This is a genomic window from Litoreibacter sp. GN1-5, assembly GCF_055693805.1.
The window spans coordinates 393,160-419,376 of record NZ_JBVFUP010000001.1 but is presented as its reverse complement, the minus strand read 5'-3'; the positions used below and the strand labels follow the sequence as shown (position 1 = coordinate 419,376).

At 55.1% G+C, this 26,217-nt stretch carries 27 protein-coding genes and 1 tRNA gene; 14 read left to right on the top strand and 14 right to left on the bottom strand.

The window, feature by feature from the left end; all coding sequences use genetic code 11:
* Positions 1-49: 49 nt before the first annotated feature.
* Positions 50-253: a hypothetical protein gene (locus ACZ1HF_RS02150; protein WP_472655963.1), complete on the top strand. Its 204-nt coding sequence runs from the start codon at positions 50-52 to the stop codon at positions 251-253.
* Positions 254-279: 26 nt separating this feature from the next.
* On the opposite strand, the gene ACZ1HF_RS02145 is transcribed toward ACZ1HF_RS02150, so the two are convergent.
* On the bottom strand, positions 280-2,094 hold the full coding sequence (locus ACZ1HF_RS02145; protein ID WP_472655962.1) for an ABC-F family ATP-binding cassette domain-containing protein: 1,815 nt from the start codon (positions 2,092-2,094) through the stop codon (positions 280-282).
* Between the two features lie 95 nt (positions 2,095-2,189).
* Entirely contained in the window at positions 2,190-2,936 is a 747-nt protein-coding gene (locus ACZ1HF_RS02140; RefSeq protein WP_472655961.1) for a GNAT family N-acetyltransferase, read from the bottom strand.
* 134 nt (positions 2,937-3,070) lie between these two features.
* Between ACZ1HF_RS02140 and msrB the strand changes: the two genes are divergently transcribed.
* Positions 3,071-3,466: a peptide-methionine (R)-S-oxide reductase MsrB gene (msrB, locus tag ACZ1HF_RS02135; protein WP_472655960.1), complete on the top strand. Its 396-nt coding sequence runs from the start codon at positions 3,071-3,073 to the stop codon at positions 3,464-3,466.
* Positions 3,467-3,547: 81 nt separating this feature from the next.
* On the opposite strand, the gene ACZ1HF_RS02130 is transcribed toward msrB, so the two are convergent.
* Together ACZ1HF_RS02130 and ACZ1HF_RS02125 are read right to left on the bottom strand one after the other, a co-directional pair.
* The gene (locus tag ACZ1HF_RS02130; protein WP_472655959.1) at positions 3,548-5,158 is read right to left on the bottom strand and encodes an OpgD/OpgG family glucan biosynthesis protein; all 1,611 of its coding nucleotides are present in this window, start codon (positions 5,156-5,158) and stop codon (positions 3,548-3,550) included.
* Between the two features lie 235 nt (positions 5,159-5,393).
* Positions 5,394-6,035, bottom strand: coding sequence for a ribonuclease T2 family protein (locus tag ACZ1HF_RS02125; protein WP_472655958.1), 642 nt, complete (start codon positions 6,033-6,035; stop codon positions 5,394-5,396).
* Positions 6,036-6,163: 128 nt separating this feature from the next.
* Between ACZ1HF_RS02125 and ACZ1HF_RS02120 the strand changes: the two genes are divergently transcribed.
* The 3 genes from ACZ1HF_RS02120 to ACZ1HF_RS02110 all read left to right on the top strand — a co-directional run bounded on the left by ACZ1HF_RS02120 (position 6,164) and on the right by ACZ1HF_RS02110 (position 8,551).
* Complete coding sequence (locus ACZ1HF_RS02120; RefSeq protein WP_472655957.1) at positions 6,164-6,922, top strand: DUF1013 domain-containing protein; 759 nt, start codon at positions 6,164-6,166, stop codon at positions 6,920-6,922.
* A 656-nt stretch (positions 6,923-7,578) separates the two neighbouring features.
* Positions 7,579-7,971 carry a universal stress protein gene (locus ACZ1HF_RS02115; RefSeq protein WP_472655956.1) on the top strand — a complete coding sequence of 131 codons (393 nt, stop codon included), beginning with the start codon at positions 7,579-7,581 and terminating at the stop codon, positions 7,969-7,971.
* A gap of 295 nt (positions 7,972-8,266) precedes the next feature.
* On the top strand, positions 8,267-8,551 hold the full coding sequence (locus tag ACZ1HF_RS02110) for a hypothetical protein (protein WP_472655955.1): 285 nt from the start codon (positions 8,267-8,269) through the stop codon (positions 8,549-8,551).
* Positions 8,552-8,629: 78 nt separating this feature from the next.
* On the opposite strand, the gene ACZ1HF_RS02105 is transcribed toward ACZ1HF_RS02110, so the two are convergent.
* Both ACZ1HF_RS02105 and ACZ1HF_RS02100 read right to left on the bottom strand, forming a co-directional pair.
* Complete coding sequence (locus ACZ1HF_RS02105; RefSeq protein WP_472655954.1) at positions 8,630-9,316, bottom strand: SH3 domain-containing protein; 687 nt, start codon at positions 9,314-9,316, stop codon at positions 8,630-8,632.
* Between the two features lie 498 nt (positions 9,317-9,814).
* A tRNA-Ser gene (locus ACZ1HF_RS02100) sits at positions 9,815-9,904 on the bottom strand.
* A gap of 224 nt (positions 9,905-10,128) precedes the next feature.
* Between ACZ1HF_RS02100 and ACZ1HF_RS02095 the strand changes: the two genes are divergently transcribed.
* The 7 genes from ACZ1HF_RS02095 to ACZ1HF_RS02065 are packed head-to-tail and all read left to right on the top strand — an operon-like array spanning position 10,129 to position 16,635.
* Positions 10,129-11,178 carry an SPOR domain-containing protein gene (locus ACZ1HF_RS02095; protein WP_472655953.1) on the top strand — a complete coding sequence of 350 codons (1,050 nt, stop codon included), beginning with the start codon at positions 10,129-10,131 and terminating at the stop codon, positions 11,176-11,178.
* A 16-nt stretch (positions 11,179-11,194) separates the two neighbouring features.
* Positions 11,195-12,352, top strand: a complete 1,158-nt coding sequence (locus ACZ1HF_RS02090) for a D-alanyl-D-alanine carboxypeptidase family protein (protein ID WP_472655952.1) — start codon at positions 11,195-11,197, stop codon at positions 12,350-12,352.
* On the top strand, positions 12,352-12,975 hold the full coding sequence (gene tmk / locus ACZ1HF_RS02085) for a dTMP kinase (RefSeq protein WP_472655951.1): 624 nt from the start codon (positions 12,352-12,354) through the stop codon (positions 12,973-12,975). Before ACZ1HF_RS02090 ends, tmk begins: the two co-directional genes overlap by 1 nt.
* On the top strand, positions 12,972-14,096 hold the full coding sequence (locus ACZ1HF_RS02080; RefSeq protein ID WP_472655950.1) for a DNA polymerase III subunit delta': 1,125 nt from the start codon (positions 12,972-12,974) through the stop codon (positions 14,094-14,096). The genes tmk and ACZ1HF_RS02080 overlap by 4 nt, the downstream gene beginning before the upstream one ends.
* A gap of 8 nt (positions 14,097-14,104) precedes the next feature.
* Complete coding sequence (locus ACZ1HF_RS02075; RefSeq protein WP_472655949.1) at positions 14,105-14,905, top strand: TatD family hydrolase; 801 nt, start codon at positions 14,105-14,107, stop codon at positions 14,903-14,905.
* Positions 14,905-15,702, top strand: a complete 798-nt coding sequence (locus ACZ1HF_RS02070; RefSeq protein WP_472655948.1) for an MBL fold metallo-hydrolase — start codon at positions 14,905-14,907, stop codon at positions 15,700-15,702. The genes ACZ1HF_RS02075 and ACZ1HF_RS02070 overlap by 1 nt, the downstream gene beginning before the upstream one ends.
* Complete coding sequence (locus ACZ1HF_RS02065; protein ID WP_472655947.1) at positions 15,703-16,635, top strand: AEC family transporter; 933 nt, start codon at positions 15,703-15,705, stop codon at positions 16,633-16,635.
* Here ACZ1HF_RS02065 and ACZ1HF_RS02060 read toward each other — a convergent pair.
* The 7 genes from ACZ1HF_RS02060 to ACZ1HF_RS02030 form a co-directional block, all read right to left on the bottom strand.
* Positions 16,609-17,649: a Hint domain-containing protein gene (locus ACZ1HF_RS02060; protein WP_472655946.1), complete on the bottom strand. Its 1,041-nt coding sequence runs from the start codon at positions 17,647-17,649 to the stop codon at positions 16,609-16,611. The two genes, ACZ1HF_RS02065 and ACZ1HF_RS02060, sit on opposite strands and share 27 nt — an antisense overlap.
* An 87-nt stretch (positions 17,650-17,736) precedes the next feature.
* The gene (locus ACZ1HF_RS02055) at positions 17,737-18,648 is read right to left on the bottom strand and encodes an ABC transporter permease (RefSeq protein ID WP_472655945.1); all 912 of its coding nucleotides are present in this window, start codon (positions 18,646-18,648) and stop codon (positions 17,737-17,739) included.
* Between the two features lie 4 nt (positions 18,649-18,652).
* On the bottom strand, positions 18,653-19,921 hold the full coding sequence (locus ACZ1HF_RS02050) for an ABC transporter permease (protein WP_472655944.1): 1,269 nt from the start codon (positions 19,919-19,921) through the stop codon (positions 18,653-18,655).
* Positions 19,922-19,926: 5 nt separating this feature from the next.
* Positions 19,927-20,406 carry a YegJ family protein gene (locus ACZ1HF_RS02045; protein WP_472655943.1) on the bottom strand — a complete coding sequence of 160 codons (480 nt, stop codon included), beginning with the start codon at positions 20,404-20,406 and terminating at the stop codon, positions 19,927-19,929.
* Between the two features lie 58 nt (positions 20,407-20,464).
* Positions 20,465-21,535 carry an ABC transporter substrate-binding protein gene (locus ACZ1HF_RS02040; RefSeq protein WP_472655942.1) on the bottom strand — a complete coding sequence of 357 codons (1,071 nt, stop codon included), beginning with the start codon at positions 21,533-21,535 and terminating at the stop codon, positions 20,465-20,467.
* A gap of 63 nt (positions 21,536-21,598) precedes the next feature.
* Positions 21,599-22,693 carry an ABC transporter ATP-binding protein gene (locus ACZ1HF_RS02035; protein ID WP_472655941.1) on the bottom strand — a complete coding sequence of 365 codons (1,095 nt, stop codon included), beginning with the start codon at positions 22,691-22,693 and terminating at the stop codon, positions 21,599-21,601.
* A 403-nt stretch (positions 22,694-23,096) separates the two neighbouring features.
* Positions 23,097-23,273: a hypothetical protein gene (locus ACZ1HF_RS02030; RefSeq protein WP_472655940.1), complete on the bottom strand. Its 177-nt coding sequence runs from the start codon at positions 23,271-23,273 to the stop codon at positions 23,097-23,099.
* A gap of 34 nt (positions 23,274-23,307) precedes the next feature.
* Here ACZ1HF_RS02030 and ACZ1HF_RS02025 point away from each other — a divergent pair, with 34 nt between their 5' ends.
* Together ACZ1HF_RS02025 and ACZ1HF_RS02020 are read left to right on the top strand one after the other, a co-directional pair.
* The gene (locus tag ACZ1HF_RS02025; protein WP_472655939.1) at positions 23,308-23,619 is read left to right on the top strand and encodes a hypothetical protein; all 312 of its coding nucleotides are present in this window, start codon (positions 23,308-23,310) and stop codon (positions 23,617-23,619) included.
* A gap of 125 nt (positions 23,620-23,744) precedes the next feature.
* The gene (locus tag ACZ1HF_RS02020; protein WP_472658958.1) at positions 23,745-25,112 is read left to right on the top strand and encodes a phosphohexomutase domain-containing protein; all 1,368 of its coding nucleotides are present in this window, start codon (positions 23,745-23,747) and stop codon (positions 25,110-25,112) included.
* Between the two features lie 9 nt (positions 25,113-25,121).
* Here the strand turns inward: ACZ1HF_RS02020 and ACZ1HF_RS02015 are convergent, their stop codons facing one another.
* Positions 25,122-26,189, bottom strand: a complete 1,068-nt coding sequence (locus tag ACZ1HF_RS02015) for a FliM/FliN family flagellar motor switch protein (protein ID WP_472655938.1) — start codon at positions 26,187-26,189, stop codon at positions 25,122-25,124.
* Positions 26,190-26,217 lie beyond the last annotated feature (28 nt).

Sequence of the window (26,217 nt, the reverse complement as noted above, 5' to 3'; positions counted from 1 at the left end):
TCTGAATCATGCTATATGACATGAAATGGGTTTGTGAGGGGCTAATTATATGAAAAAAATACTATTTATGTCTGCCGCGTTTGCTGCTGCTATCATAACAGGAGTTGCTGCATTTGCCGGAAATTTAGCAGATGCTTTAGTCGAACCAGAAGTTATTCAACCTGCCACAAACAGCACACCGGATTGGGTTATTCCAGTTATTCTCCTCGTTGGGATTGCTGCAATAGCGGCATCAAGCAATGATGGCAGTTAACGTGCAATTGTTGCTATGTCATACTATTATTCAAGGGATATAGACGCCTTCTCTTCAAGCATCAGCCATTCCTCTTCTGCATCCAACAAAGCGCTCTGACGCTCAGCCAGCGCATCACTGGCCTTTTGAAATTTAGCAGGCTCGCGGGTAAACAGGTCAGGGTCCGATAGGAAATCGGTCAGTTTCGCGATCTCACTTTCCAGACGATTGATTTCGTCGGGCAAAGCATCCAGCCGGTGCTTTTCCGTAAAACTCAGCCCAGTGGGCGCAGCTTTGATGTCTTGTTTAGCGGCAGAGGTTTTAGCTTTGGGCGCTTCCGTTTGTGGCGTCTCTTCCACGCCCTTTTGCGCCTGATAATCAGACCACCCCCCGGCATAAATCGTGGCCAGCCCGTCTTTCAAGGCTATGGTCGTGGTTGCGACCCGGTCCAGAAAATCCCTGTCATGACTGATCAGAAGAACTGTGCCGTCATAGTCATTGATCAATTCCTGCAGCAAATCCAACGTCTCAATATCCAGATCATTGGTCGGCTCGTCAAGGATCAGCAGATTGCTTTCCCGCGCCATGATCCGGGCCAAGAGCAACCGCGCCTTTTCGCCGCCTGACAACGAACGGACCGGCGCGCGCGCCTGCCGTTCGTCAAACAAAAACTCCTTGAGGTAGCCCACCACATGTTTTGGCTGACCGCGCACCATGATGAAATCGGATTGCCCTTTAACCCGCGTGGCTGGATCCTCGGTCAGACTGGCCCAAAGCGTGTCATCCGGGTTCAACGCGGTACGGTTCTGGTCAAATACGGCGATCGCCAGATTGGTGCCCAGCTTAACGGTCCCCTCATCCGGGGCCTCGGCCCCGATGAGCATGTTCAGAAGCGTTGTCTTGCCCGCCCCGTTTGGCCCGACAATTGCCACCCGGTCGCCCCGCGCGACCTTGAGCGAGAAATCTTTAACAATTGGCCTATCCCCAAACATCTTGCTAAGCCCGTCAGCGACGATAACCTGTCGCCCGCTTTTCGGACCCGCCTCAAACGCCATGGCCGCCGTTCCCGGACGGCTTATCTGCGCGGACCGTTCCGCCCTAAGCTCACCCAACGCCCGCACCCGACCCATATTGCGCTTGCGTCGGGCGCTAATCCCCTCGACAGCCCAGCGGGCCTCGGCCTTGATCTTGCGGTTCAGTTTGTGGCGGGCGATATCTTCTTCTTCCCACAGCTTGTCGCGCCATTCCTCAAACGCATCGAACCCTTTTTCCTGCCGCCGCACCCTGCCCCGGTCAACCCACAGGGTCGCGCGGGTCAACGCGCGCAAAAACGCCCGGTCATGGCTGATCAGAATATAGGCCGTGCGGGTCTGGGATAGCTCGGCCTCAAGCCAGGTGATGGCCTCGATATCAAGGTGGTTTGTTGGCTCATCAAGCAACATCAACTCAGGCGCTTCGGCCAGTAGTTTCGCCAAGGCCGCCCGCCGCCGTTCGCCGCCGGATGCCGTCTCGACTGGGGCTTCAAGGTTCAGCTTCAAACCTTCTGCGGCCGCGTAAATCTTGTAGCTCTCTGCGTCATCCAATCCGCTGATGGCATAATCGCCCAGCGTGGAAAATCCTTTCAAATCAGGGTCTTGTTCCATATATCCGGTGGTCACAGAGGGGGCTAGAACCCGCGTGCCATGATCCGGCTCAACCAGTCCGGCCATGACCTTCATCAAGGTGGATTTTCCGGACCCATTGCGCCCCACCAACGCCACACGGTCCCCCGGCTGCACCACAAGGTCCAGATCAGAAAACACAGGATCGCCCCCGAAGGTCAGCGAAATATCAGATAATTGCAAAAGCGGAGCACGTGCCATAGGCCCCAGCTAAGCCCAAGACGGGGCCGCGTCAACGTCGATCACCTTTCTGGAAATACGCATTCCAAGCGCGCCGGATTTTCGTAGAAAATCCGCTACCCTGCCACGGCGCGCAGCAGCCGCGCGCGGGCGGGCGGGATCGCACGGATTTCCAGACCGGTGAACACATGCAGTGTGTTCATGTCGCCATCCACGACTGCGTGATCACTGACCCAACCGCCCATCAGCAGATAGGTTTTCAGCAGCGGCGGCATCGCCCGCATTGCTGACTTCAGATCCGGCTTGGCAAAACGCAGCTTGCGGGCAAAAGGAAACACACGCGGCGCTTTGACACGCGGCAACCAGCATTTTGGCCCCAGATGTTTGTCTTTCAGGACGCAAAACGCATCTTCATATGCCGCCTCTGACGTCCCCTTGAACGAGGAGCATCCGAACAGCATCTCTACCCCCTGCTCATCCACATATCGCGCCATCGCTCCCCAGGCGACGCGCAGAATGTCAGGATCCTGCCAGGCGGGGTGGATACAGAACCGGCCCATCTCGACCATGGGCCCGTCAAAATCTTTCAGCGCTGACAGCTCATAATATTGCGCGGAATAACAGGTCTCGATGTCGCGTCCACTGGCAAGCGGCAAAAGCCTGAAGCAGCAGACCAGCTTACCGCTTTGCACATCTTCAACCAACACATGGCGGCACAGATCATCAAAACGATCTTCATCAACGCCGATCACCGCCGCCTGATCCCGAAACACCAGATAACGCAAACGCTGCGCGGCCAGAATATCGTCCTGCGTCTCAGCAAACCGCGCCTTATAGCGCCCTTTTTTCAATGTCAGCACCATTATGTGACCTCCATTACCCGGATATACCCTTGGAGCGCACCGGTCTCGGCACTAAGTATAATCCAGTTCGCGCTATACGCCCAGTTGATGACACTTAAGTGACTACATAAGCACAAGACAGACAGGACCAAGACATGACCGACAAAATAGTCAAATCCGACAGCGAATGGCAGGCACAATTGTCGGACCTTGCCTTCAAAGTCTTACGCAAACATGGGACAGAACGCGCCTTCACTCATGATAACTTTCCCAAAGCGCCCGGAACTTACCTCTGCGCAGGCTGCGGTGCCCCCTTGTTTGATGCCGGCACCAAGTTTGACTGCGGCACCGGCTGGCCGTCTTTTTATGCCCATCTAGAGGGCGAAACAGTTGGCGAAAGTCAGGACAACAGCTGGTTCATGCGCCGCACCGAAGTTCATTGCAATCGCTGCGATGGCCATTTGGGCCATGTTTTCCCAGATGGCCCCGCTCCCACAGGTCTGCGCTACTGTATCAATGGCGTCGCATTGCAGTTCGAACCTGAGGAATAGTTTTAAACAGGATCAAAAGGTTTGGCACTTGGGAGAAAACTTCCAAATACCAAACCAGTTTACCGCGGCGACAATCACGCCTTAGTTGGCGTGAACATTGTTTGCTGTGGGGTTAAGCTCATTCACACGCAATTGCTTTAGCCATGTTTCGCTCAACGCAATGTCGTCTTGCTTTAGGAACGCGCGCAGCTCGACAGTTGTGAAGTCCTTTGGGACCTCAATGTCGAAAGTGACACGCCAGTCTTCGGTGCCGACGATTGGTCTGGCCGATATGTTGTCGATTGTGACATCGCCCGAAGCTGATACATCCGCAACCACATTGCTGTCGGCAGTCAGCCCGTCCAACCCGTCACCAGAAAAGTCGACAACCATTTTTAAAGAGTTTTCTGGCCGAGGTTGTCCCGGAATTCCGCCAGCGCCAACTCTGCTGGCAATGGTCCGCGCCAGGCTTGCGCGCCCATGAGGCTCATTACCCCAATATATACGGTAGTTGAAATTGCGCATGTCACCGGCTTTTGGTGTATCTTCAGGGGCCCAGTAAGCGGCAATATTGTCAAAAATCTCATCTTCCGTGGGAATTTCCAGCAATTGCACGGCCCCGCTGCCCCAGCTGTCGAGTGGTTCAATCCATACAGATGGGCGCTTGTTATAGAACACGCCGTCATCTTGATAGGATGAAAATTCCCGGTCACGCTGCAACAACCCGAAACCTTTGACATCTTTGTCCATAAAGCTGGATGTTACAACTGTTTCAGGATTATTCAGTGGCCGCCATATCCGCTCACCCGCGCCAGTCTCGATGGAAAGCCCGTCTGAATCGTGCACCTCAGGCCGCCAATCAAACGCCCGCGCGCGGTTGTTTTCGGAATACCAGAACATAGAGGTCAGCGGCGCGATCCCCAAACGCTCTACAGGTTTGCGAAAATAGAGCGCGGACGAGACGTCCAGCGTCTGCCCTTCACTCGTTTGTCTGGCCTGAATTTTATACGCACCGGTCACGCTGGGGCTGTCCATAATTGCGTAAATTTCCGCATCAATGTCGGGGGCTTCACTGGAGGAAAGATAAAATTCAGTGAACCGCGGGAACTCTTCAGGCGTCGACAATCCCGTGTCTATCGCCAAGCCTCGCGCCGACATTCCATATTGTTGCTCGGCCCCATCCGTTCGAAAATAAGAGGCCCCTAAAAATGCAATCCAATCCGTTTTTTCATCTTCGCGCAGCAAACGAAAACCGGCAAACCCGGCTTCGTCTTTCAAAGCACTCGCAGGATTATCTTTGGGGATATCAAAATAGATTGGTTTATATTTAAGCTCGCGTGACGTTTCTCCGTCGACAATGCTCATCTTAACCGGTTCGGGAAAATAGCGCCCTGGGTGAAACATCTGTATCGCAGTGCCATTGTCCAAATACACATTGCGGTCAGTGCGAAATATAATTTGCTGGTGGGCGTCAAAGTCAAGCTTCTCAAGAATGTCAGGATGCTCGACCACGGCCGGTTTGTAGTCCTGCTTTGAAAGGTCCTGAGCTTTCTCTTTCAATACCTCAAAAGAGAACGGTTCTGCGGACCCAAGTTCTGGCGCAAGTTCTTCTGCCGTCGCGGGCGTTATAGTGCCTGCATTCAATATCATCAGCATGCAAAAAAGGGGCAGTAGTGCGATGCGTTTCAGGACTGCTTCGTGGTATTTTCTCATAAACATATGCTCCTAGTTTACTGCAGGCCTTCAGCCCGATACTTAAGGTGTTGTGCCAAAGAGATTTTAGCGTCGCGCAGAGTTTTCGATTATCGTAGTATCGTTAATTGCCAACCTGATAAATCAAACGCCTCGACACTGCATCATCTGGCGCTTTTTCGCCGACCTTCGCGTTCAAAATGGCCCCTAAAATGCACGCGCATATCCGAATTTGGCTTAGCTTTTTTGCAAATATTCACCGGATGGGGTCGAACACCGCATTGCTTTGGGTGCAATCTCGTACAACATCGCGCCCGCATTCGCGCGGCTCAAGCGTTGTATTCAGGCAAATGCGCGCCTCCTGAATATGGCCCTGCTTACAGGTGATTGTGACCATATCCGCTGTCAGGTCCGGATTGGCTTTGAGGAAAGCTTCCTCAACCACATGGGCGGGCAACTTTACAGCCCGGTCAAGCTTGCGAAAGACCTCTGGCCGGACGGTAGCATTATAGGCTTCGCGCGCCATGGCGAAATAAGCTTCGGCTGACAGGCCCGAACAGCGACCATGTTTCTTCCATTGATGCCAGGCCAACCCGCCGGATGCCATGATATCAGACATTGCCTTGGTCTGGCTGCGGGACGGATCACGCGCTGACGTGCGGCAGTAGCTGGGCCAGCCTTTTTCGAACTGAGGCCAGAGTCCATGTAATATCCAGCCATAGTCATGGCGCGCGTCGCATTGATCCACCCCGCGCGCATCCCCTTCAAGCGCACACCAGTTAGGCGACCAGCTCAGTGCCAGAACGTAATAGTCGAACTCCCCTGCCCGCTCACCATCAGCTAAAATCTGGCTGGGGATCATCGCAGCCAGCACTCCCAACAGAATATTCCAGCGCATTTGCTCTTCCCCTTATGGTTTTGGAACACTATATAACCTGCAAGTTCCCCAACAATCGCGAACTTGTTCCAAATGGGACAGCCCCTGATCCGGGCGACGGGACAAGTGTATCTGAAGGAGAGATTACGATGGCCAAACCAATCATGGCAAAAGCAACCGCTGTCTGGCTGGTGGACAACACAACGCTGACGTTCAAGCAAATCGCTGATTTCTGTGACCTGCATGAGCTTGAGGTTCAGGGCATCGCTGACGGCGATGTGGCGGCTGGTGTCAAAGGGTTTGATCCAATTGCTAACAATCAGCTGACACAGGACGAAATCGACAAGGGCATCAATGACAAGCTTTATAAACTGAAGCTGAAATTCAATGCAGCCGCCCAGGGCGAAGAAGCCCGGCGCGGCCCCCGCTACACACCTTTGTCAAAACGTCAGGACCGCCCCGCATCGATCCTGTGGCTGGTCAAGTTCCACCCGGAACTGTCTGACGGGCAGATCAGTAAACTGGTCGGCACGACGAAACCCACGATCAGCGCAATCCGCGAGCGGACCCACTGGAACATCCAGAATATCCAGCCGATTGACCCCGTCGCCTTGGGTTTGTGCAAACAGTCCGAACTGGACATGGCTGTGCAGAAAGCCAATGCCAAGAAAGCCAAGGAAGGCAGCGTCATGACAGATGACGAGCGCCGCAAACTGGTCTCGACCGAACAATCCCTTGGCCTTGAGCCGGAACCGAAAATCCCAAGCGCTATTTCAGGGCTTGAGACATTCACCCTCGGGGATGCCGAGGACGAGGATGAGGAAGAAGAACTGCTGGTTGACGCCGACAGCCTGTTCAACCTGCCCGACGCCCCGTCCGAGGAGGATGAAGAGACGGAAGATAAATAAGGGCTGTTCTTTTCGGTTTCCCCATGTCGGGGGCTGTTTCGAGAAAATAGCCCCTGATGAGTGGGATGCACCCAAAACGGTCGTAGCAGCTATCGAATGTTGGACAAACTGACTTGTCCGGCAGGTTTTTATGCCGAATGCGAATTGTAGTTGAGCCGTTCCATGGCGATAGGCTGCTTTGAGCCCATACCGTGAATTAGCTTTTTTGTGCTGCGCGCGCACGCAGCGCGAAAATTTCGGCAAGCATAAAAATCTCGTGCTACCATGAAGAACTCAAAGAGCGGATTGATCAAGCGCGGGCGTCTATATCAAATCTTGATATTCTGGTTGTCGGATTATTCCCAGTCCAGCCATACACGCCTTACGGATCGGGCCCAAACAATGTTTGGCTGGCAGAACTTGATGGCATCAGAGAACAAGTTGGGATCCGGGTCAAAGAGGTCGAAAAGCTTCTCCTGCAGTTCAACCTGCCAGGTAGTGTCTGGGGGGTCAGCGATTTTCAGAATCAGATCGATCAATCAGTTACCAGACATGCAATCAGCGCTGGTACTGTTCTTTTTCCCAAGTCTCCCCTTATCGAAGACTGGGAGATGTATTCCGCCTTTAAGTCAGCTGTTTTCGACGCCTCGGCTCTCGCACTTGTTGGAGCACCTAAAATGCTGGGTCGCGACCAAAAGTCGTCTGTTGTCGTAGCGTGGGATTCTGGACGAGCCGCCGGGCGGGCATTGCACTCTGTGCTGCCAAGATTGGATGCTGGCGACGCGGTGCACATCGGGTTGGTAGACCCGGAAGCCGAAACAGCTGGAGCGGCGCCCGGTGATGATTTGGCACGATATGTTGCGCAGGCTGGGATGGATGTGACGGTCCACAGGCTTGTAAGTGCGGGTCGCGTGGTCTCCGACGTCTTAACCGAACTTGTGCGAGATGTAGACGGTGACGTTCTTGTACTCGGGGCCTACGGTCATTCACGGATGAGGGAATGGCTGTTGGGTGGAACGACGCGCTCGTTTTTGAAAAGCGAAGGGCCTGCTCTTATGATGGCGCACTAGCGCAACATCCAACGCAGGCTTCAAATTTACGGTTACCGTTTTCGCAAAGTTTCAACTCTACGAACAAGCTGCTTTAAAGTACTGAATTCGGCTGGGCGGTGTGGGGCGTTCGGCCGTTCTCACGGGGCCGTGACGGTCTGGTCCGAGGTGAACTCTGTGTGTGCGCATACGCACCTATTTTGGTATATTTTATGGCTTTAGTGCATTGAGATGACGACCCGCACCCGTCATATTCATCTCATCAAACGGGCAAACAGCCCAACACACTTAGACACACAAAACCGGAGTACACAAAATGAAAACCCTTATCGCAACAACCGTCCTCGCCCTGTCCCTCTCAGCCCCTGCTTTCGCGGATCAGGCTTTCTTCGCCCTGACAAACGACTCGGCCGCCGAGCGCGTCGTGCAGGAAACCAGCGTCGGTGACACAGCCGCTGCCAAAGCAGAATTTGCTTTGAGCAACGATTCAGCCGCTGAGCGCATCGTTCAGGACAACGTGGCAACACGGGGCGACACATCCGCCGCCAAAGCGTTCTTCGCCCTCAGCAACGACTCTGCAGCTGAGCGGATCGCGCGCTAATCCTCTTCCCCCAAGCGCGAAAAAAGGCCATCCTAAAAAGGGTGGCCTTTTTGCTGTCAGGATTTCGGCTAGCGGAAGCTACCGCGCCCGCCTTAAAAAGCTCTTGTAGACGTAAACATTTCGCCCGCCTCGGCGAAACCTGTGCCATCCCCCTTCAATACCAAGGGATGATATTGCGGTCCCCCGTTGCAACTGCCCCAGAATAGCGAAGGAGTTTCCGGGCCCCGACCGATAATTTACCGCTTGGGTTGTCACATACCGATTACCAGCGCGGGCCGGCTCTTTCTTCACTGGCTCAGGTGGCGGCGCGGCTTCAACTTGAGGTTCGGGCTCAGGCTCGGGTTCAGCATTTTTAGTCGCCGCAAAAGGACTGCATACACTGAACGTATTGCTTGCGCGAGAAGCGTCATTGAAGTTTTCTTCGAACCCGTCCACACGATCGGAAAACCGCAAGCTGCCCTCGATAAGCCGTGTCCACAACAGCCCTGTCTTGTGAACCGTTGTGAATTTTTCGTCCCCACTTGCAGGGCAATAATAGAAAACCTGATAGGTTTCTTCCCCCGGATTCTGGCCATATTCGGCAATGGCTTGTTCAGAAGGTATTTTAGCGTAACCGCTCCAGAAGCAATTTCCTGAACTCGCAGCCCGAAAAACGCGTTTTGAGTTCAATTGATCGTCCCGCCGGGTACACGTGGATTGGGTGCCATAGTTTGATCTTAGAAAATCAAGCTCGCCTAGCACGATCTCAGATTGGGCAAAACTCATACTCGCGTAGCATGTTGCGAAGAGGACGGCCAAAAACTGCTTCATGAAAACCCTTTAGTAACAGCGTGTTCATTGTTGTTAGGTCAATTTCTGAGCATAACGAATAGGTTGCAAGGAATAAAGCAATAATTCAACGCGGTTAGGTGAATTTACTCACCTAGATTGCGAACACTCAAAGTGGCATTCAGGCCGTGTGGCAAACGCAAAAGGCAAAGTTCGACCGCGACAGGTTCTGCTGACTACCGAGGCCAAGGGGCTTCGGAGAGTTCGGGGGCACAAGCCTCAGTGAACCGCCCCTTGTTTGGCGGAGGCCCAGAAGTAAGGATACTGGATTATATCGCGCCACAAGGGCCAACATGAGGGGCTTATCACGCTGGCAACCTACACCCGCAATCGCGGTAAATATCCATAAAGACTTGTCGAAAATAAAGATCACGTGCCTAGTAATTAGCCCTACCATTCAAGGCCTTAGAGAACCAAACATATTGAAATGCCAAATGGCGGAGGAGGTGGGATTCGAACCCACGGTAGACTTTCACCTACGTCGGTTTTCAAGACCGGTGCATTCAACCACTCTGCCACTCCTCCGACTGTCGATCTGCTTAACGTGGTCATTTCGATTCTGAAAGCAGCAAATTGCAGAGTTTTTCGGGCTGTTTTTTGCCGAATTGCACCTTGAAGCTTTGCAAAAAGCGGGAATTTGCCTAGTGTGTGTTTGAAATCCGAAGTAGTATACTTCGCAAAAATCGAGCAGGCTGCACAAAGCGGTAAACACATGCGATAAAAACGCATGATAATAGGGGCGAGACATTATGGTTAAACCGAACAAAAAACACGTGGCATTTCTGTTATGCTCCGCACTGTTTTTGAGTGCTTGTGAGGATGGCGCTGGCCTTGGCGGGGGCGGCTCTGATCCTGACAAAAGCGATGCTAAAAATGCATCCACTGGCTTGGGTATTTTCGGCGCTCGCAATGCTAAAGGCGGCGGCGATATTGAAGCGCCGGACCTGTTCAGCAAAGAGGAAAACGGCCTTTGGGATGGCCGCCCGTCCCTAGGTGGCGTCTGGGTTGCCCATCCCGATGTGAAAGACCCTTATCGCGTGCGCATTCGAAACGGGGAGAACAATAAAACCATCGTTGGTGCCTTGTTCCGTAGGGAACGGGCAAACCCCGGCCCCGCGTTTCAGCTAAGCTCTGACGCGGCAGAAGCGCTTGGCGTTCTGGCCGGACAGCCTGTGAAACTGGCAGTTGTGGCGCTGAAAAAGGAAGAGCCGCCAAAGCCGGAAAATCCGCTTGTCACCGACGCACCTGATGGGGAAGCCGTTGATACTGAGGCCAAGGATACACCAGAGACGCCAGCAGCCGCCGATAGTGCCGAGGCCATTGCAGCGGCGGCAATCAAGCAAACGACACTGAAAAAGACAGACGCTGAAGCTGCGGACCCCGCCGCCCAGACCGCCAGCGCAGCACCGGCAGGCGATGCCACCGCCGCGACACCAAAAACGATTGAAGGCGTCGAAATCGCGCCCGAGCTTGCTGCAGGCGGCGCGGCAGCGGCTACCACCACGGCTGAGGTGGAAACGGCGCAGGCGGCCCCCGCAAAACCTGCACGCAAAGGGCTCTTCGCGATACAAAAGCCGTTTGTGCAAGTCGCCACGTTCAGCAGTAAAGAAAATGCAGATACGGTTGCTGCGTCTCTGACCGGTTCCGGCATTACACCGGTGGTCAAACAGGATATTGGCGATACGGGCCCGATCTGGCGTGTGTTGGCAGGCCCTGCAAAAAGCCGCGCAGAACGGCGGGACATCATGAAAAAAGTGAAGGCCATGAACTTCAACGATGCTGTATTTACAGCAGATTAACCGAAGGAAGCGATCCATGATCCGTGTCATAGCCATATTTATGGCCTTCGTTTTAGGCGCATTGCCGGCATTAGCTTTTGACACGGTTGCCAAATCGGCCATCGTGCTGGATGTCGGCACCGGCCAGACATTGATGGAAAAAAACGCCGACATGGCGTTGCCACCTGCATCAATGTCCAAGCTGATGACGCTGAATATGGTGTTTGAAGCCCTGAAAGACGGGCGGCTGTCACTGGATCAGGAATTGCCCGTTTCGGCCAATGCGGTGAAATACGGCGGCTCAACGATGTTTCTGACCGAGCGGGACCGCGTGCGCGTCGAAGATCTGATCCGCGGTGTGGTGGTGCTGTCCGGCAACGATGCCAGCGCAGTTTTGGCCGAAGCGATTTCGCCTGACGGGACAGAACGTGGCTTTGCTGCGATGATGACCGAACGGGCGCAGCAATTGGGGATGACCAACTCGACCTTCACCAACTCCAACGGATGGCCGGAACCGGGGCATCGCATGTCGATGCGCGATCTGGCAATCCTGTCGAAACGACTGATTACGGATTTTCCTGAATATTACGGCTATTTCGCCGAGACGGAATATCCGTTCGACAATCGCGCACCGGACAATCGGTTCAACCGTAACCCGCTTCTCAAGCTCAATATAGGCGCTGATGGACTGAAAACCGGTCATACGGTCGAGGCCGGATACGGGCTTGTGGGCTCGGCCGTGCAGGGCGGGCGCCGGATCATCTTTGTTATCTCGGGCATCAATACAGAACGCCAGCGCGCCGAAGAGGCCGAGCGTATCGCGAATTGGGCGTTTCGTCAGTTTGTCGAACGCAAGCTGACAGAAGAAGGTGTGGTGATCACTGACGCTGACGTATGGATGGGTACGGCCAACAGGGTTGGCCTTGCCTCGCCCATGGATATTAGTGTTCTGGTGCCCGCTTTGAAAAAGGACGAGGTTAAGGCCAAGATCAGCTATCAGGGCCCGCTTGAGGCACCAATACAGGCTGGCGGTAAGGTGGCAGAACTTGTGGTCAGCATTCCGGGTCTGGAGGATGCCGTATATCCCCTTGTCGCCACGGAAACTGTGCCAACCGGTGGTTTTATGGTGCGCGTGCGGACCTCTGCAACCGTTCTGCTGCGCGAGCTGACCGGGGAAGCGATGAATTTCTTCTGATGGGCGCAGGCTTTTTCCTCAGTTTTGAGGGTATCGACGGATCAGGTAAATCGACGCAGGCACGGCTTCTGGCGAATGCCTTGAAAAAGGCGGGCCATGACGTTGTCCTAACCCGAGAGCCGGGTGGATCAGACGGGGCCGAGGAAATCCGCCGCTTGCTGGTCGAGGGCGACCCGAACCGCTGGTCAGCCGAGACCGAGATTTTATTATTCACAGCCGCACGACGCGATCATATGGAACGCACGATCCTGCCCGCGCTTGAGCAGGGTAAGATTGTAATCTCGGACAGGTTCGCGGATTCCACACGGGTCTATCAGGGGGCCACACGTGGCGATCTGCGCGGGATCGTGGACCAGTTGCATGACCTGATGATCAAGCGCGAACCGGACCTGACGCTGGTAATCAATATGTCCCCGAACGATGCCTTGGCCCGCGGACTGGCCCGCGACAGCGGCGAAGACCGGTTCGAGGATTTCGGACTGGCATTTCAGCAAAAGCTGCATGACGGGTTTGCATCGCTGAAACATGATTTCCCGGACCGCATTCGCATGATTGACGGTGCCCGCGATATGCACACGATTGCAGATGGGATCAGAGATATTGTGCTGGACGCTTTGCCATGAGTGACGACGCCCTGCCGCAAGCGGATCAGGTGGACGGCGCACCGCACCCGCGCGAGACTACCCGATTGTTCGGACAATCTGCAGCAGAGGCTGCGTTTCTGGGCGCATTTCAGCAAGACCGCTTGCATCACGCTTGGCTGATCACCGGTCCGCGCGGCGTGGGCAAAGCAACGCTTGCATGGCGCTTGGCACGGTTCTTGCTGGCGACCTCACCCGCCGGTGCGCAAGATATGTTTGGTGCCGCGCCTCCACCTGAAAGTCTGGATATTCCTGCCGATCATCCGGTGATCCCGCGTGTTGCCGCTCTGTCTGACCCGGGCTTGTTTTTGCTGCGCCGCCCGTGGGACGAGGATAAGAAACGCTTCAAACAAAACATCACCGTGGACGAGGTGCGCAAACTGAAAGGCTTTTTCTCGATGTCCGCCACCGAGGGCGGGCGACGTGTGGTCATCGTTGATGCCGCGGATGAGATGAATGTGAATGCCGCGAATGCCCTGTTGAAAGTGCTGGAGGAACCGCCCAAAGACGCAATCCTGCTGCTTGTCAGCCACCAGCCGTCCCGCCTGTTGCCAACGATCCGGTCCCGGTGCCGGGAACTGCGCTGCACTCCGTTGTCTGCGGCAGATATGGAGGCCGCTTTACAGGCCGCTGGGGCTGAGGCGGTTGAAGATAGCCGCGCCTTGGCCGAGCTGTCCGGCGGGTCCGTGGGCGAGGCGCTGGCCTTGCTGAATCTGGAAGGGCTCGCGCTTTACAAATCCATCATCGATCTGGCGGCGACCTTCCCGCGCTTCGACCGCCAGAAAGCGCTGGCATTGGGGGACGTCGCGGCGGCCCGCGGGGCGCAGGCGCGCTATGATCTGCTGATCAGGCTGTTCGATATGTTCCTGCTGCGCGTCTCGCGGGCAGGCGTTGGCGCGCTGGGTCAGGACGCCGTACCTGGTGAGTTGGACGTGCTGACCCGCCTGTCGCCCAATGACAGTGCAGCCCGCGCCTGGGCCGGGCTTGCGGCAGAGCTTGGCGGGCGTGTGCAACATGGTAAGGCGGTGAACCTTGACCCTTCTTCGCTGATCCTTGATATGGTTCTGGCAATGAACGAGACGGCGGCGAAAGCAGCCGCGTGAAAGGGCCTATGACTGCGCCGCAAATCACTGATAGCCACTGTCATCTGGACTTCCCCGATTTCGACGCCGAAAGGCCCGAGATTATCGCCCGCGCGCTTGAGGCCGGCGTGACCCGCATGGTGACAATTTGCACCAAATTGCGACAGGAACCACAGGTACGCGCGATTGCGGAAACCCATGACCCGGTCTTCTATGCCGCTGGCACCCACCCGATGAGCGCCGCCGCCGAACCGCTGGCGACGGTTGATCAGCTTGTCTTACTGGCGCAGCATCCGAAATTTGTTGGCATCGGCGAGACGGGGCTCGACTATCACTACACGGCTGACAGCCGCGACGTGCAGATCGAAAGCCTGCGCATTCATATAGAAGCGGCCCGTCAGACCGCCCTGCCCCTGATCATCCATGCCCGTGCGGCGGATGATGATATGGCCCGCATTCTGCGCGAAGAACATGAGGCAGGCGCGTATGGTTGCGTTATGCACTGCTTTTCCTCGGGTCCAGCTTTGGCAGACGCCGCCGTGAATCTTGGGTTTTATCTGTCCATGTCCGGCATCGCGGCCTTTCCCAAAAGCACAGAGCTGCGCGATATTTTCGCCAAAGCGCCGATGAACCGTATTCTGGTCGAAACCGACGCCCCCTATCTTGCGCCGCCGCCCTTTCGGGGCAAGCGCAATGAACCTGCCTATACCGCCCATACCGCCCGTGTCGGAGCTGAGCTGTTCGGGATGGAGTACGCAGATTTCGCGGCTCAGACGCAAACAAATTTCGACCGGCTCTTTACAAAAGCCGCAGCCTGGAAGGCCCTGTGATGGCGACCCGGCGCTTTACCATTCTGGGCTGCGGGTCTTCGGGCGGTGTGCCACGGCTGGGCGGGCATTGGGGCGCATGTGATCCGAAAAACCCTCGAAACCACAGGCGGCGCTGTTCCTTGCTGATCGAACAGATCGGCGCGGACGGGACCACGACAGTTCTGATCGATACCTCCCCCGATTTACGAATGCAGCTTCTGGATGCCGGGATCGGGCGGCTTGACGCGGTGGTCTATACTCATTCCCATGCCGATCATGTGCACGGCATCGACGATCTGCGGATGATCGTGTTCAATACGCGCGAGCGTTTGAATGTCTGGGCGGATGGCGCAACGGCGAATGCGCTATTGTCGCGCTTTGGCTATGCGTTCGCGCAACCGGCGGGCTCGCCGTATCCCCCGATCCTTGACCTGAACACGCTGGACGGCCCATTGACGGTCGAGGGCGCCGGCGGTGCCGTGGGTCTGAACCCCTTTGAGGTCAACCATGGCTCTATCGATAGTCTGGGCTTTCGGATTGGCGATCTGGCGTACCTGCCGGATGTGGCCGAGTTCCATGACGACACATGGGATGCTTTGAAAGATCTCGATTGTCTGATCATCGACGCGCTGCGCCGGGACCCGCATCCAAGCCATGCCCATCTGGACAGGACACTTGGTTGGATCGAGCAGCTAAAGCCGCGCCGGGCTGTGCTGACCAATATGCATATCGATCTGGACTATGCGACGCTTGCGGCTGAAACACCCGATCATATCACCCCCGCCTATGACGGGATGACCATAGAATACGAGACATAAGTGGCCGCGCTTCTGAACGTCACAATTCCGGTATTTCTTGTCATCGGATTTGGATATCTGGCGGTCTGGCGAGAGTTGTTTCCAGCCACTGGCGTGGATGGGTTGATGAAGTTCACCCAACATTTCGCCATCCCCTGTCTGTTGTTTCGCGGAGTAGCCACGCTGGATCTGTCAGTCAGTTTTGATCCGGCCTTGCTGGCGGCTTATTATACGGGGTCCCTGACCGCCTTTGTGGTTGGTATGGCGGGCGCGCGGTTGCTGTTCAAGCGCAGTCTTGAAGATGCGGTCGCCATCGGTTTCGCGGCCCTTTTCGCCAACACGGTCCTGCTGGGCCTGCCCATTATGGAACGCGCCTACGGCACCGCAGCGCTTGCCCCGAACTATGCCATCATCGCCATTCACGCGCCGTTTTGCTACCTGCTGGGGATCACCACGATGGAGGTCGTCAAGCATCGCGGCCAACGTATGTCGCAGACCGCCCTGTCCGTCGGCAAGGCTATGTTTCGCAATGCCTTGATGATCGGCGTCATGCTGGGCTTTGCCGTAAATCTGTCCGGGGTTGCATTGCCGATACCCTTTATGGATGCGGTCGATCTGATGATCCGGGCTGCCCTGCCTGCGGCCCTGTTCGGGCTGGGTGGCGTTCTGGTGCAATACAAACCAGAGGGCGATCTGCGGGCAATCGGGTTTGTCTGCACGATCTCGCTTGTCCTGCAGCCAATGGTGGTCTGGCTGATGTCCGTTCAGGTTTTGCAGCTTGAAACAGGCCAAATCCGCGCCGCCGTTTTGACCGCTGCCATGGCGCCGGGGGTCAACGCATATATCTTCTCAAACATCTATGGGCACGCAAAACGGGTCAGCGCCAGCGCGGTTTTGATTGGAACTGCCCTGTCGGTGTTCAGCGTTTCAGCCTGGCTGGCTATTTTGCCCTAACAGCACCTTGGCCTCATGGGCTTTCAGGCTGTAACAGGCAGCCTTTCCATAGCTGGCAATGTCGTGGTCCAGATTTGGGAACAGCTCAAACAGTTCTGCCCGCGCGGCCGCATCGATTGCGCTGACACCTTCTGCGCCGGGATGGAAGCTTTCGGTTGCCACACCGTCCGAGAAGACAATCTCATGGCTGTCGAACAGAATGTGGAAATACTCAACCGTACCACCAAATTCACGGATAACGTCTGTACCATCCACGAAATTATGCGCAGCGATCAGCACTTCATCATGGCCGAACAGCATTTCTGCCTGCCATCCGCAAAACCGAATACGATGTTGCGGTGAGACACGCAGATCGCAGGTATTTCCGATCACCCCTTCCTTGAAACAAATCGGTGCGATGCCAACTGTCGCAGGAAACTTGCCCGATGCGATCCAGCGGATTGGCTGCATACCGTTATGCAATGTCTCGACCAGATCACCGATGCGCAAATCCTGTATCAGGCGTTCACCATCGGGCGTCATGATATAGGTGCCCGCAACGAAACAAGGCGGGGAGGCATAGTCGGCAGACGGGAAATTTGGTCCTTCCTGAGATGACACGACCGTCAGGGGGACACCAATCGGGGGAAAACCGCCAACAGGCCCAATGAATGCCAGTGCCTCGGTCGTCGCAAAAGATGCACCACCGCCTTCGCGTATATTGAAGCCCACAAGTGTGTAGGTATTGGTGCCATCGGTCACGGTCAGGGAATACTCGGCCTCGACAATTGTTCCGTCCGCATATGTGACACCATCAACAGTTTGGGCACCGTTCAGAACCTGATTGCCGTCATTATCCTGGAAATCTGAGTCGTCATTGTCGCTGATCTGAACTTCATTCCAGTTATTATTATTCAGCGTAATTGTCTCACCGACCAAATTTCTGCCATCACCTTGGGTTACACCGTCAAGGCCTTGGCCACCACTGATGGTAAGGTTTGTTTCGTCGAGCGTATAAATTGAATAATCGGGCATAGGAAGAAGGCAACTCGTTACGTCAAGTAAGGAATCACATACCCAGCGATTTTGGCAGGATCAAGGCAATCGCCATCGAATTAAAATTTAACGTGGCGACACACCGCGTAGACGTTCGGACCGGCGGCGCAACAATTCCACCGTGGTCAGCAGCAAAATCGAGATAATCACAAGGATTGTCGCCACCGACAGAATTGCGGGGCTGATCTGCTCGCGGATACCATTCCACATCTGACGGGGGATCGTTTGCTGGTCATGGGCTGCAACGAAAAGAACAACAACCACCTCATCAAAGCTGGTGACAAAGGCAAAGAGCGCGCCCGAGATCACACCGGGCAGGATCAGCGGCATGATGATCCTGAAAAACGTGGTGGTTGGCGTGGCCCCCAGATTGGCCGCAGCGCGGGTCAGGGAATGATCAAATCCAACCAGAGTGGCCGTCACGGTAATGATCACGAAAGGAATGCCAAGCGTTGCATGGGCCAGCACGATACCAATATAGGAATTGGCAAGCCCGGTCATGGAGTAGAAAAAGAACAGCCCCGTCGCGGTAATGATGATCGGCACAATCATGGGCGAGATCAGGATGGCCATGATCGCCCGCCGGAACGGCATTTCAGGACGGCTAAGCCCAAGGGCCGCCAACGTGCCTAACATCGTCGCCAGAAGCGTCGAGCAGAACCCGATGATCACAGAATTCTTCGCAGCATTGACCCAGGCTGCGTTCTGCCACGCATCAGACCACCAGCTACTATCACGCACAACCCCGGGTTTTTCCATGCCGAAAGTCAGCAAAAGATCATACCAACGGGTGGAATAGCCGTCTGGGTCAAAGCTCAACATTTTCTCGGTGAAGGTGAAGTATGGTTCGGCATTGAAGGACAGCGGGATCACAATCAGGATCGGCGCAATCAGAAACAGAAAGATCAGTCCACAGATCACCAAATAGGTATAGTGCCAGATTTTCTCTAACGTAGAGGCATGTGATGGAAGCGCCATATCTCTATCCCAGCTTCAGGTTGTCGATGCCGATCAATCGGTCATAGAGCCAATAAAGGATCAGAACGCCCCCCAGCAGGATGGCCGCCAAAGCCGCAGCCAAGCTCCAATTCAGGGATTTCTGCATGTGAAAGGCAATCAGGTTCGAGATCAGTTGCCCGTCCGAGCCGCCGACCAGCGCAGGCGTGATGTAGTAGCCCACCGCCAGAATGAACACCAGAAGCGCCCCTGCCCCGATACCCGGCACGGTTTGCGGAAAATAGATGCGCCGGAACGCCGTCCAGGATGTCGCCCCAAGGCTGCGCGCCGCGCGAACATAGGACGGGTTAATCGGTCGCATGACCGAATAGAGCGGCAGGATCATGAATGGCAGCAGAATATGAGTCATGGCGATAATCGTGCCGGTCTGGTTGTAAATCAGCTGGATGCGGCTCTGATCACTAAGAATACCCGTCGCAACAAGGCTGTTATTCACCACACCCTGACTTTGCAGCAGCACAATCCAAGACGTCGTGCGTACCAGAAGCGAGGTCCAGAAGGGCAGCAGTACGAAGATCATCAACAGGTTGGAATAGCGCAAGGGCAACGTCGCCAGCAGGTGCGCTACGGGATATGCAATGACAAAGCAAAGCAATGTGATCAGGGCCGATAGAAATAAGGTACGGTGGAACAGTTGGATGTATATCTGACGGTTTTGATTGACCGCAGTAATATCGCCATCCGCTGTCCGTGTCAGATCGATCGCAGCCAGATAAAAGTCCAGTGTATAATAGGAGGACGCGCTGCGCATGGCCTGCCAGAGCTTCGGATCCCCCCAATCCTCGTCCACATCAAGCAGTGCCGCCTGAAAAGGCGGCTCCAGCTTTGCGGCCTTGCGGGCGGATTTGGTGAAAAGCGATCTTGTACCGGACAGATCATAGTTGATCCGCGTGCCCACAACACCAATGGTCTTTGTCTCGCGCGCAAGAACCAGATCAGCCACCAAGGCCGCATAAGCCGTCTCATCCGGCTTGGCATCCGGATTTTCGTCAAACCAGGCAACCGTATTAGGCATATTTGCAGAAAATCCGGGGTTATGGATGGAGCGGTGCAAAAGCTGGCCAATCGGAGCCACGAAGGTCAGCAGGATGAACAGCAAAAGCGGCAGAACCAGAAAAAACGCCCGTCGTTTTGCCTTTGCCTCTGCCCGCGCCAAAGCCGACTTAAGAGATTGCCCATCAGCTGTGGTCAATGGTGCGGAAACCGGCGCAGAGCCTGCTGTGAAGTCAGTCATCCATATTACTCCGGCAATGGCGCGAGTTGGTCGCGCAGGTCGGCAGCTGCCTCTTTCGAGAGCTGCGGCAGCATCACGCGGATCGTGTAAGCACCGTACATCTTGCCGCCGTCCCAATAGGTCCAGTCCGAAACCTCGGCTTCGGTGAAGGTAATCGGGTCATTCTGCTGGTAATCGATATAGACGGGGTCGTTGCTGATATAGCCTATAAAGCCATCATCCGTCCGGCCTGTAACCGTACACCAAATATGTTCATGGCCCTCCTCATCACCATAGGGAATGGCGACCTTCAGCATCATGATTTCTGCTGTAAGGTCGGTTTTCTGCATTCGTTCTAAAAATATCGGCAGAGTTGATCGCGCATCGCGGATGGCACTGTTCATCTCGGCATCATTCGGATCGAAATTGAAAACCGGGTCGCCTGCAAAGGCCGGTGAAACAGCAACACCGATTACGAAAACCATGATGCGCAGAAAACGGGTCATGAAAAATCCATCATCAAGGGAAACTGGCGCAGGCATCCCCCGCGCCAGTCCATTTGTTTTATTGTGCCAACCAGGCGTTAAAACGCTCGGACAGTTCTGTGTCACGGTCGGCCCAGAACTCGAAGTCATTGACGACTGCATTCGTCAGGTTAGCCTCGGCCGTCGGCATATGCGGGGCCATATCTGTTTCGCCATCCGAATATTTGCCGACCAATGCGCCCGAGGATTTGCGGGCCGGACCGTAGCTGATCCAGCTGGCCTGAGCGGCCAATTGCTTGGTATCGGTCGAGAAGCTGATGAATTGCATCGCCTCTTCCTTGTTCGGCGCGCCTTTAGGAACGACAAACAGGTCAAAATCAAGGATTTGACCATCCCAAACAACCTCAAACGGCTGCCCTTCACCAACAGCTGCGTTGAAGATACGCCCGTTATAGGCGGTGGACATCACAACCTCACCATCCGCCAAAAGCTGCGGAGGCTGCGCGCCGGCTTCCCACCAGACGATATCGTCTTTGATTGTGTCCAGCTTCGCAAAAGCGCGATCCACACCTTCGTCCGTTTCCAGCATGTCATAGACTTCGGCTGCCGGTACGCCATCTGCCATCAGCGCCATTTCAAGATTGGCCTTCGCAGCCTTGCGCATCCCGCGCTTGCCGGGGAATTTCTCGGTGTCAAAGAAATCCGCAATCGTGCTTGGCGTGCCTTCGTTATTCTCGCTGTTATAGGCATAAACCGTGGACCACACGATGTTGGCAACAGCACAATCGGTCAGCGCACCTTCGATAAAGTCGTCCGTCGCGGCAGTGCCATCAGGGGCATCGGGAAGGATGGAGGTGTCGATTTCTTCGAGCAGCCCTTCGTCGCAAAGGCGCACCGCGTCAGAATATTCCACATCGGCGACATCAATGGTGACATTGCCAGCCTCAACCTGCGCCTTGATCGGCGTTGCAGGGTTGTCAGCGTCTACCGAGTTGATCTTGATGCCGGTCTCTTCCTGAAACGGCTTGTGATAAGCCTCGACCTGCGATTTCGTATATGCACCACCCCAGCTCATTACGGTCACTTCTTGCGCGGACGCGCTGAAAGCCAGCCCCGTCAGGGCGGTTGTCAGGATCAATGTTCTTTTCATATGTAGTCTCCCAGTTGGTTTTTCTTCATGTGCCGCAAGCAGAGCGCGGCGGTCTTATCGATATCAGAGAGGGTCCAGCGCACGGGCATCTTCCGGTGCCCATGTCACACGTGTCGTTTCCCCCACTGACAGGTGTTCGTGGCCTGCCGAGTTCGGCACTTTGACCACAAATTCATCATTTCCATGCACATCCAGACGGCAGCGGATGTGATCGCCCAAATAAATCAGCTCCAGAACCTTGGCATCAGTCGCATTTTGCCCATCTGCAGTTCCGACAGTGACCCGTTCCGGTCGGATAGAAATCAGCGTCTCATCACCCGGCTGGCCGCATTTGACGGCAAGCGCCGTGCAAAGCTTGCCATTCTTCAATTCAACTGTGGCCACGTCACCGGATATTTGTTTAACAACAGCCGGTAGTTTGTTGTTTTCACCTATGAATTGCGCCACGAAGCTGTTGTCGGGTCGCTCGTATAAATCATCCGGCGGGGCAAGTTGCTGAATGCGCCCGTCCTCAAAAACTGCAACCCGGTCCGACATAGTCAGTGCCTCGGACTGATCGTGCGTGACATAGACCACAGTGATCCCAAGGTTTTCGTGCAAATGTTTGATCTCATACTGCATATGTTCGCGTAGCTGTTTGTCCAACGCGCCAAGGGGTTCATCCATCAACACCAGTTCCGGCTCAAACACCAAGGCACGCGCCAGCGCGATGCGCTGTTGCTGACCGCCAGACAGTTGCGCCGGGCGGCGACTGCCGAATTCTCCCATTTGCACCATTTCCAGGGCGCGTTTGACCTTGGCTTCACGATCTGACTTACCCATACCCCGCACTTCCAGCGGAAAGGACAGGTTTTCATTCACCGTCATATGCGGGAACAAGGCATAGTTCTGGAACACCATACCAATCCCACGCTTATGGGGCGGAATATTATTGATCTCTCGCCCATCAAGGCGAATTTCCCCGTGTGTTGCGGTCTCAAACCCTGCCAACATCATCAGACAGGTTGTCTTACCTGACCCACTTGGCCCCAGCATCGTCAGAAATTCGCCCTTGGGCATTTCAAGATTAAGGTCTTTGACGACGAGCACCTCGCCATCATAACTCTTTTGCACACGGTCGAACGCCACAAAGGCGTCGGCAGCTATGTTGTCCGGCAATGCGGAACTCCCCAGTTTTTTATGGCCGCCCTGTTGACCGGGCTGGTCCGCATGCCACTAAAGCGGACCTCGTCCATTATTTCAACTGCATTTATGTCAAGTTGCCCTTGCGGCAAGTCTTCACCGAAATTCTTTGAAGCTGCTGTTTGTCCCGGATCAACGGTTCATTGAATGGCAAAGCCAAGCTCTGGTTGTAGCTGGATTGCGATATTTCTATCGGTGGAATTTAGCCTGCGTACCTTATCAAGACGGCTCGATACTTTCCATTTACGCGACCAACTGCAATGTTTAGCGACCTTCCGCCGAACGCGTAATTTACATCTACATCGCTCTCGCAGGACCCATCGGAAATATCTAAGCTAATCTGAATAAAAAAATTAAAAAACAATGATATATGAGTTATTCAGGCAATCAAGCTCTTTGCTGACATGTAGGTGAAAGCCGAAACTTTATCAGAAACGCCCAGCACCAATATAGTCAGGTTTTTGCAGGTCATTTTCCCTGATAATCCACGCGCTTGGCAATATCTGGCCAGCTGTTTTCCGGGCAGGTTGATGCAGCACATGGCTTTTGCAAGCATTTTAGGAACCGATAAACATATGAGGTTTTTTACAATGCCAAAATTTACGCCAGCAGCCCTGACAGCGCTTATTCTGATGACAGCCTGTGACGATATTGATGATGATGTTGCAGTGTATGAAACATATTCCTGCAGCGAACTTGCACGGGAAACCGGACGTTGGGAAGGCAGGCTCGAAGCTGCAAATGACGATGTCGATGATGCAGAATGGGACCTGATTGTACCAGACAATCCACGTCAAGAAGATGAAGCCGCAGATGAAATTCTTGAGGCGAATTGGGACCGAGAAGATGCTTATGAGTACCTGCAGGAACTCAGACGTATTGAACGCCAGAAAGGATGCTGATCTGAGCGGGGCTGTGCAACACCCAAAAACCGCTCATTTCAGATCGCCATCTGCAATTATGTTGGACCTGCAGCAGAAGTCAGGATAGCCAAGGCATGAAAGATTTCCAGATAACGAGTGATAGCATGACCGAACTGACCTGTTTCAAAAGCTACGACGTGCGTGGCCAGCTTGGGGTGAACCTAGATGCAGACATTTGCTACAGAATAGGACGGGCTTTTGCGCAGGCTTTGTCGCCTGAACTTGTCGTCACAGGCCGCGATATTCGCGAAAGCAGCCCCGAATTGCAGGGCGCGCTGAATGACGGACTGCGTGATGGTGGAACCGATGTGATCGACATCGGCCTTTGCGGCACAGAAGAGGTTTATTTTGCCACGTCCCATTACGCTGCCGGGGGCGGGTTGATGGTGACGGCTTCGCACAACCCGATTGATTACAATGGCATCAAAATGGTGCGCGAAGGGTCCCGCCCGATCTCCAGCGTGGATGGTATGGGGGCGATCCAGAAGCTGGCCGAGGCGAACGCGTTCGCGCCCGCAAACCGCCGCGGCACTCTGACCGAGCAGAGCCCGCGTGACGCTTTTGCCGACAAAGTGCTGTCCTTCATTGATCTGGATGCCCTGAAGCCGTTGAAAATTCTGGTGAACGCCGGCAATGGCGTTGCGGGCCCGACCTTTGACGCCATCGCCGAGAAAATGGCCAAAGCTGGATCAAAGGTTGAATTCATCCGCCATCATCATACCCCTGACGGCACCTTTCCCAACGGCATCCCCAACCCGCTGCTGCTGGAAAACCGCGCCCTGACGGGCGATGCGGTGCTACAGGCAGGGGCCGATCTGGGGGTCGCGTGGGATGGCGATTTCGATCGGTGCTTTTTCTTCGATGAAACGGGCGCTTTTATCGATGGTGAATATGTGGTCGGCCTTCTGGCCTCGGCCTTCCTGCCGAAGAATCCCGGCGCCAAGATCATTCATGATCCGCGTGTCATCTGGGCGCTGCTGGACCTTGTGGAACAGGGCGGTGGGCAGGCGATTGCCTCGCAATCTGGGCATTCCCATATCAAGGCGAAGATGCGTGCCGAGGACGCCGTCTATGGCGGCGAGATGTCCGCCCACCACTATTTCCGCGATTTCATGTATTGTGACAGCGGCATGATCCCCTGGCTTTTGGTGGCGGAACTCATGTCGACCACGGGGCGGAAACTGTCTGATCTTGTCGCTGATATGCAAGCCCGCTTCCCATCATCGGGCGAAATCAATTTCAAACTGGCCGACAAACAACCCGCAATAGACGCGTTCGAGGCCAAGTATGTCCCGGATGCTGCGGCGGTGGATCGTCTGGACGGTGTCTCGCTGGATTATGGCGACTGGCGCGTCAATCTGCGCCAAAGCAATACCGAACCGGTATTGCGGCTGAATGTGGAAGCACGGGGCGACCGGGCTTTGCTGGATGCAAAAGTGTCAGAGATCAGCGCGGTTATTCAAAACGCCTGAGCTGCCGCGCTATTGCGGAAGGTCTATATCCGATAGGTCCATCGGGGCCATGGGAAGATCACCCAGATCAATGTCTGGTATGTCCATACCCATGGTCATTTCCATTGGTGCGGGCTCTGACAGGTCATCCACACCTTCCATAGTTGCAAGATCTGCGGGTATGTCAGCTAAATCAGGCATATTTGGCACATCGGGTCTATCCAGCGCCGCCCCACCACCGGCATGTTGGCCATCCTGTGCCGCCAAACATACCGCCCGATCACCCTGAATTTGTCCCAAACGGGCGGTCAGGACCGGCTTGCCTTTTGGGTCGCGCAAGACGGCATCAGCCAATGCCGTGCGTGGCAGAGGCAAAGTCGCGCCCGGCGTCAAACCGACGACCCAAGACAACGGAACCGACACGGGCTGCAAAGAAACAGTCAGCGCAACTTTTGCCTGCGCGACAACAGGGGCTAAAGTGTCCCCATCATCAGGGGCTTCCACCTGATCTTCGGACCCGGCAGGAAAGCAAAGCTGAAACAGCCCGGATTTGACCCCCGGCCCCAGATCAAGCGTGACGGCGCAGATATCATACTCTGCCATATCCAGCGCAAGGCCCAGCGCTGCGCGGTCCATTTCCGGCTGCCCCCGGCTGAAACCGATGATTGTATCCGCCTGCCGGTCTTCGCCCAGAACATTTTGCAACTGCGCAAGTACGGCAGAAATAAATGCTTCACTCAGCGCGGCATCGATACGGGTCACGGGACGCTCAATCCGCTTGCCACTGTCCACGCGGCCAAGGGTTTGCTGCTCGATCAGCGCGTCGATCATCAGCCCATCCAGCACCACCAGCCCCGGTGCCATGCCATCCTTTTGTAACATCACGCAAAGCGCCGGATCAGGCAGGTCCGACAACAGACGCGCGCGCGGAATGCGGTGAATCACAGCCTGTTCCACCAGAACATCGAGACCATGACAGGTCTTGGCCGCCTTCAAGAACACTTCCTGAACCGCTACCTCCAACGGGGCATGGCATCTGGCGCGCCGAGAGCCCGGTTGGCGCAGCATTTTCTTCAGAACGGCAATATGTTGGTCCACGGGCAGCAATCTCGGGTCATGGCAAGCC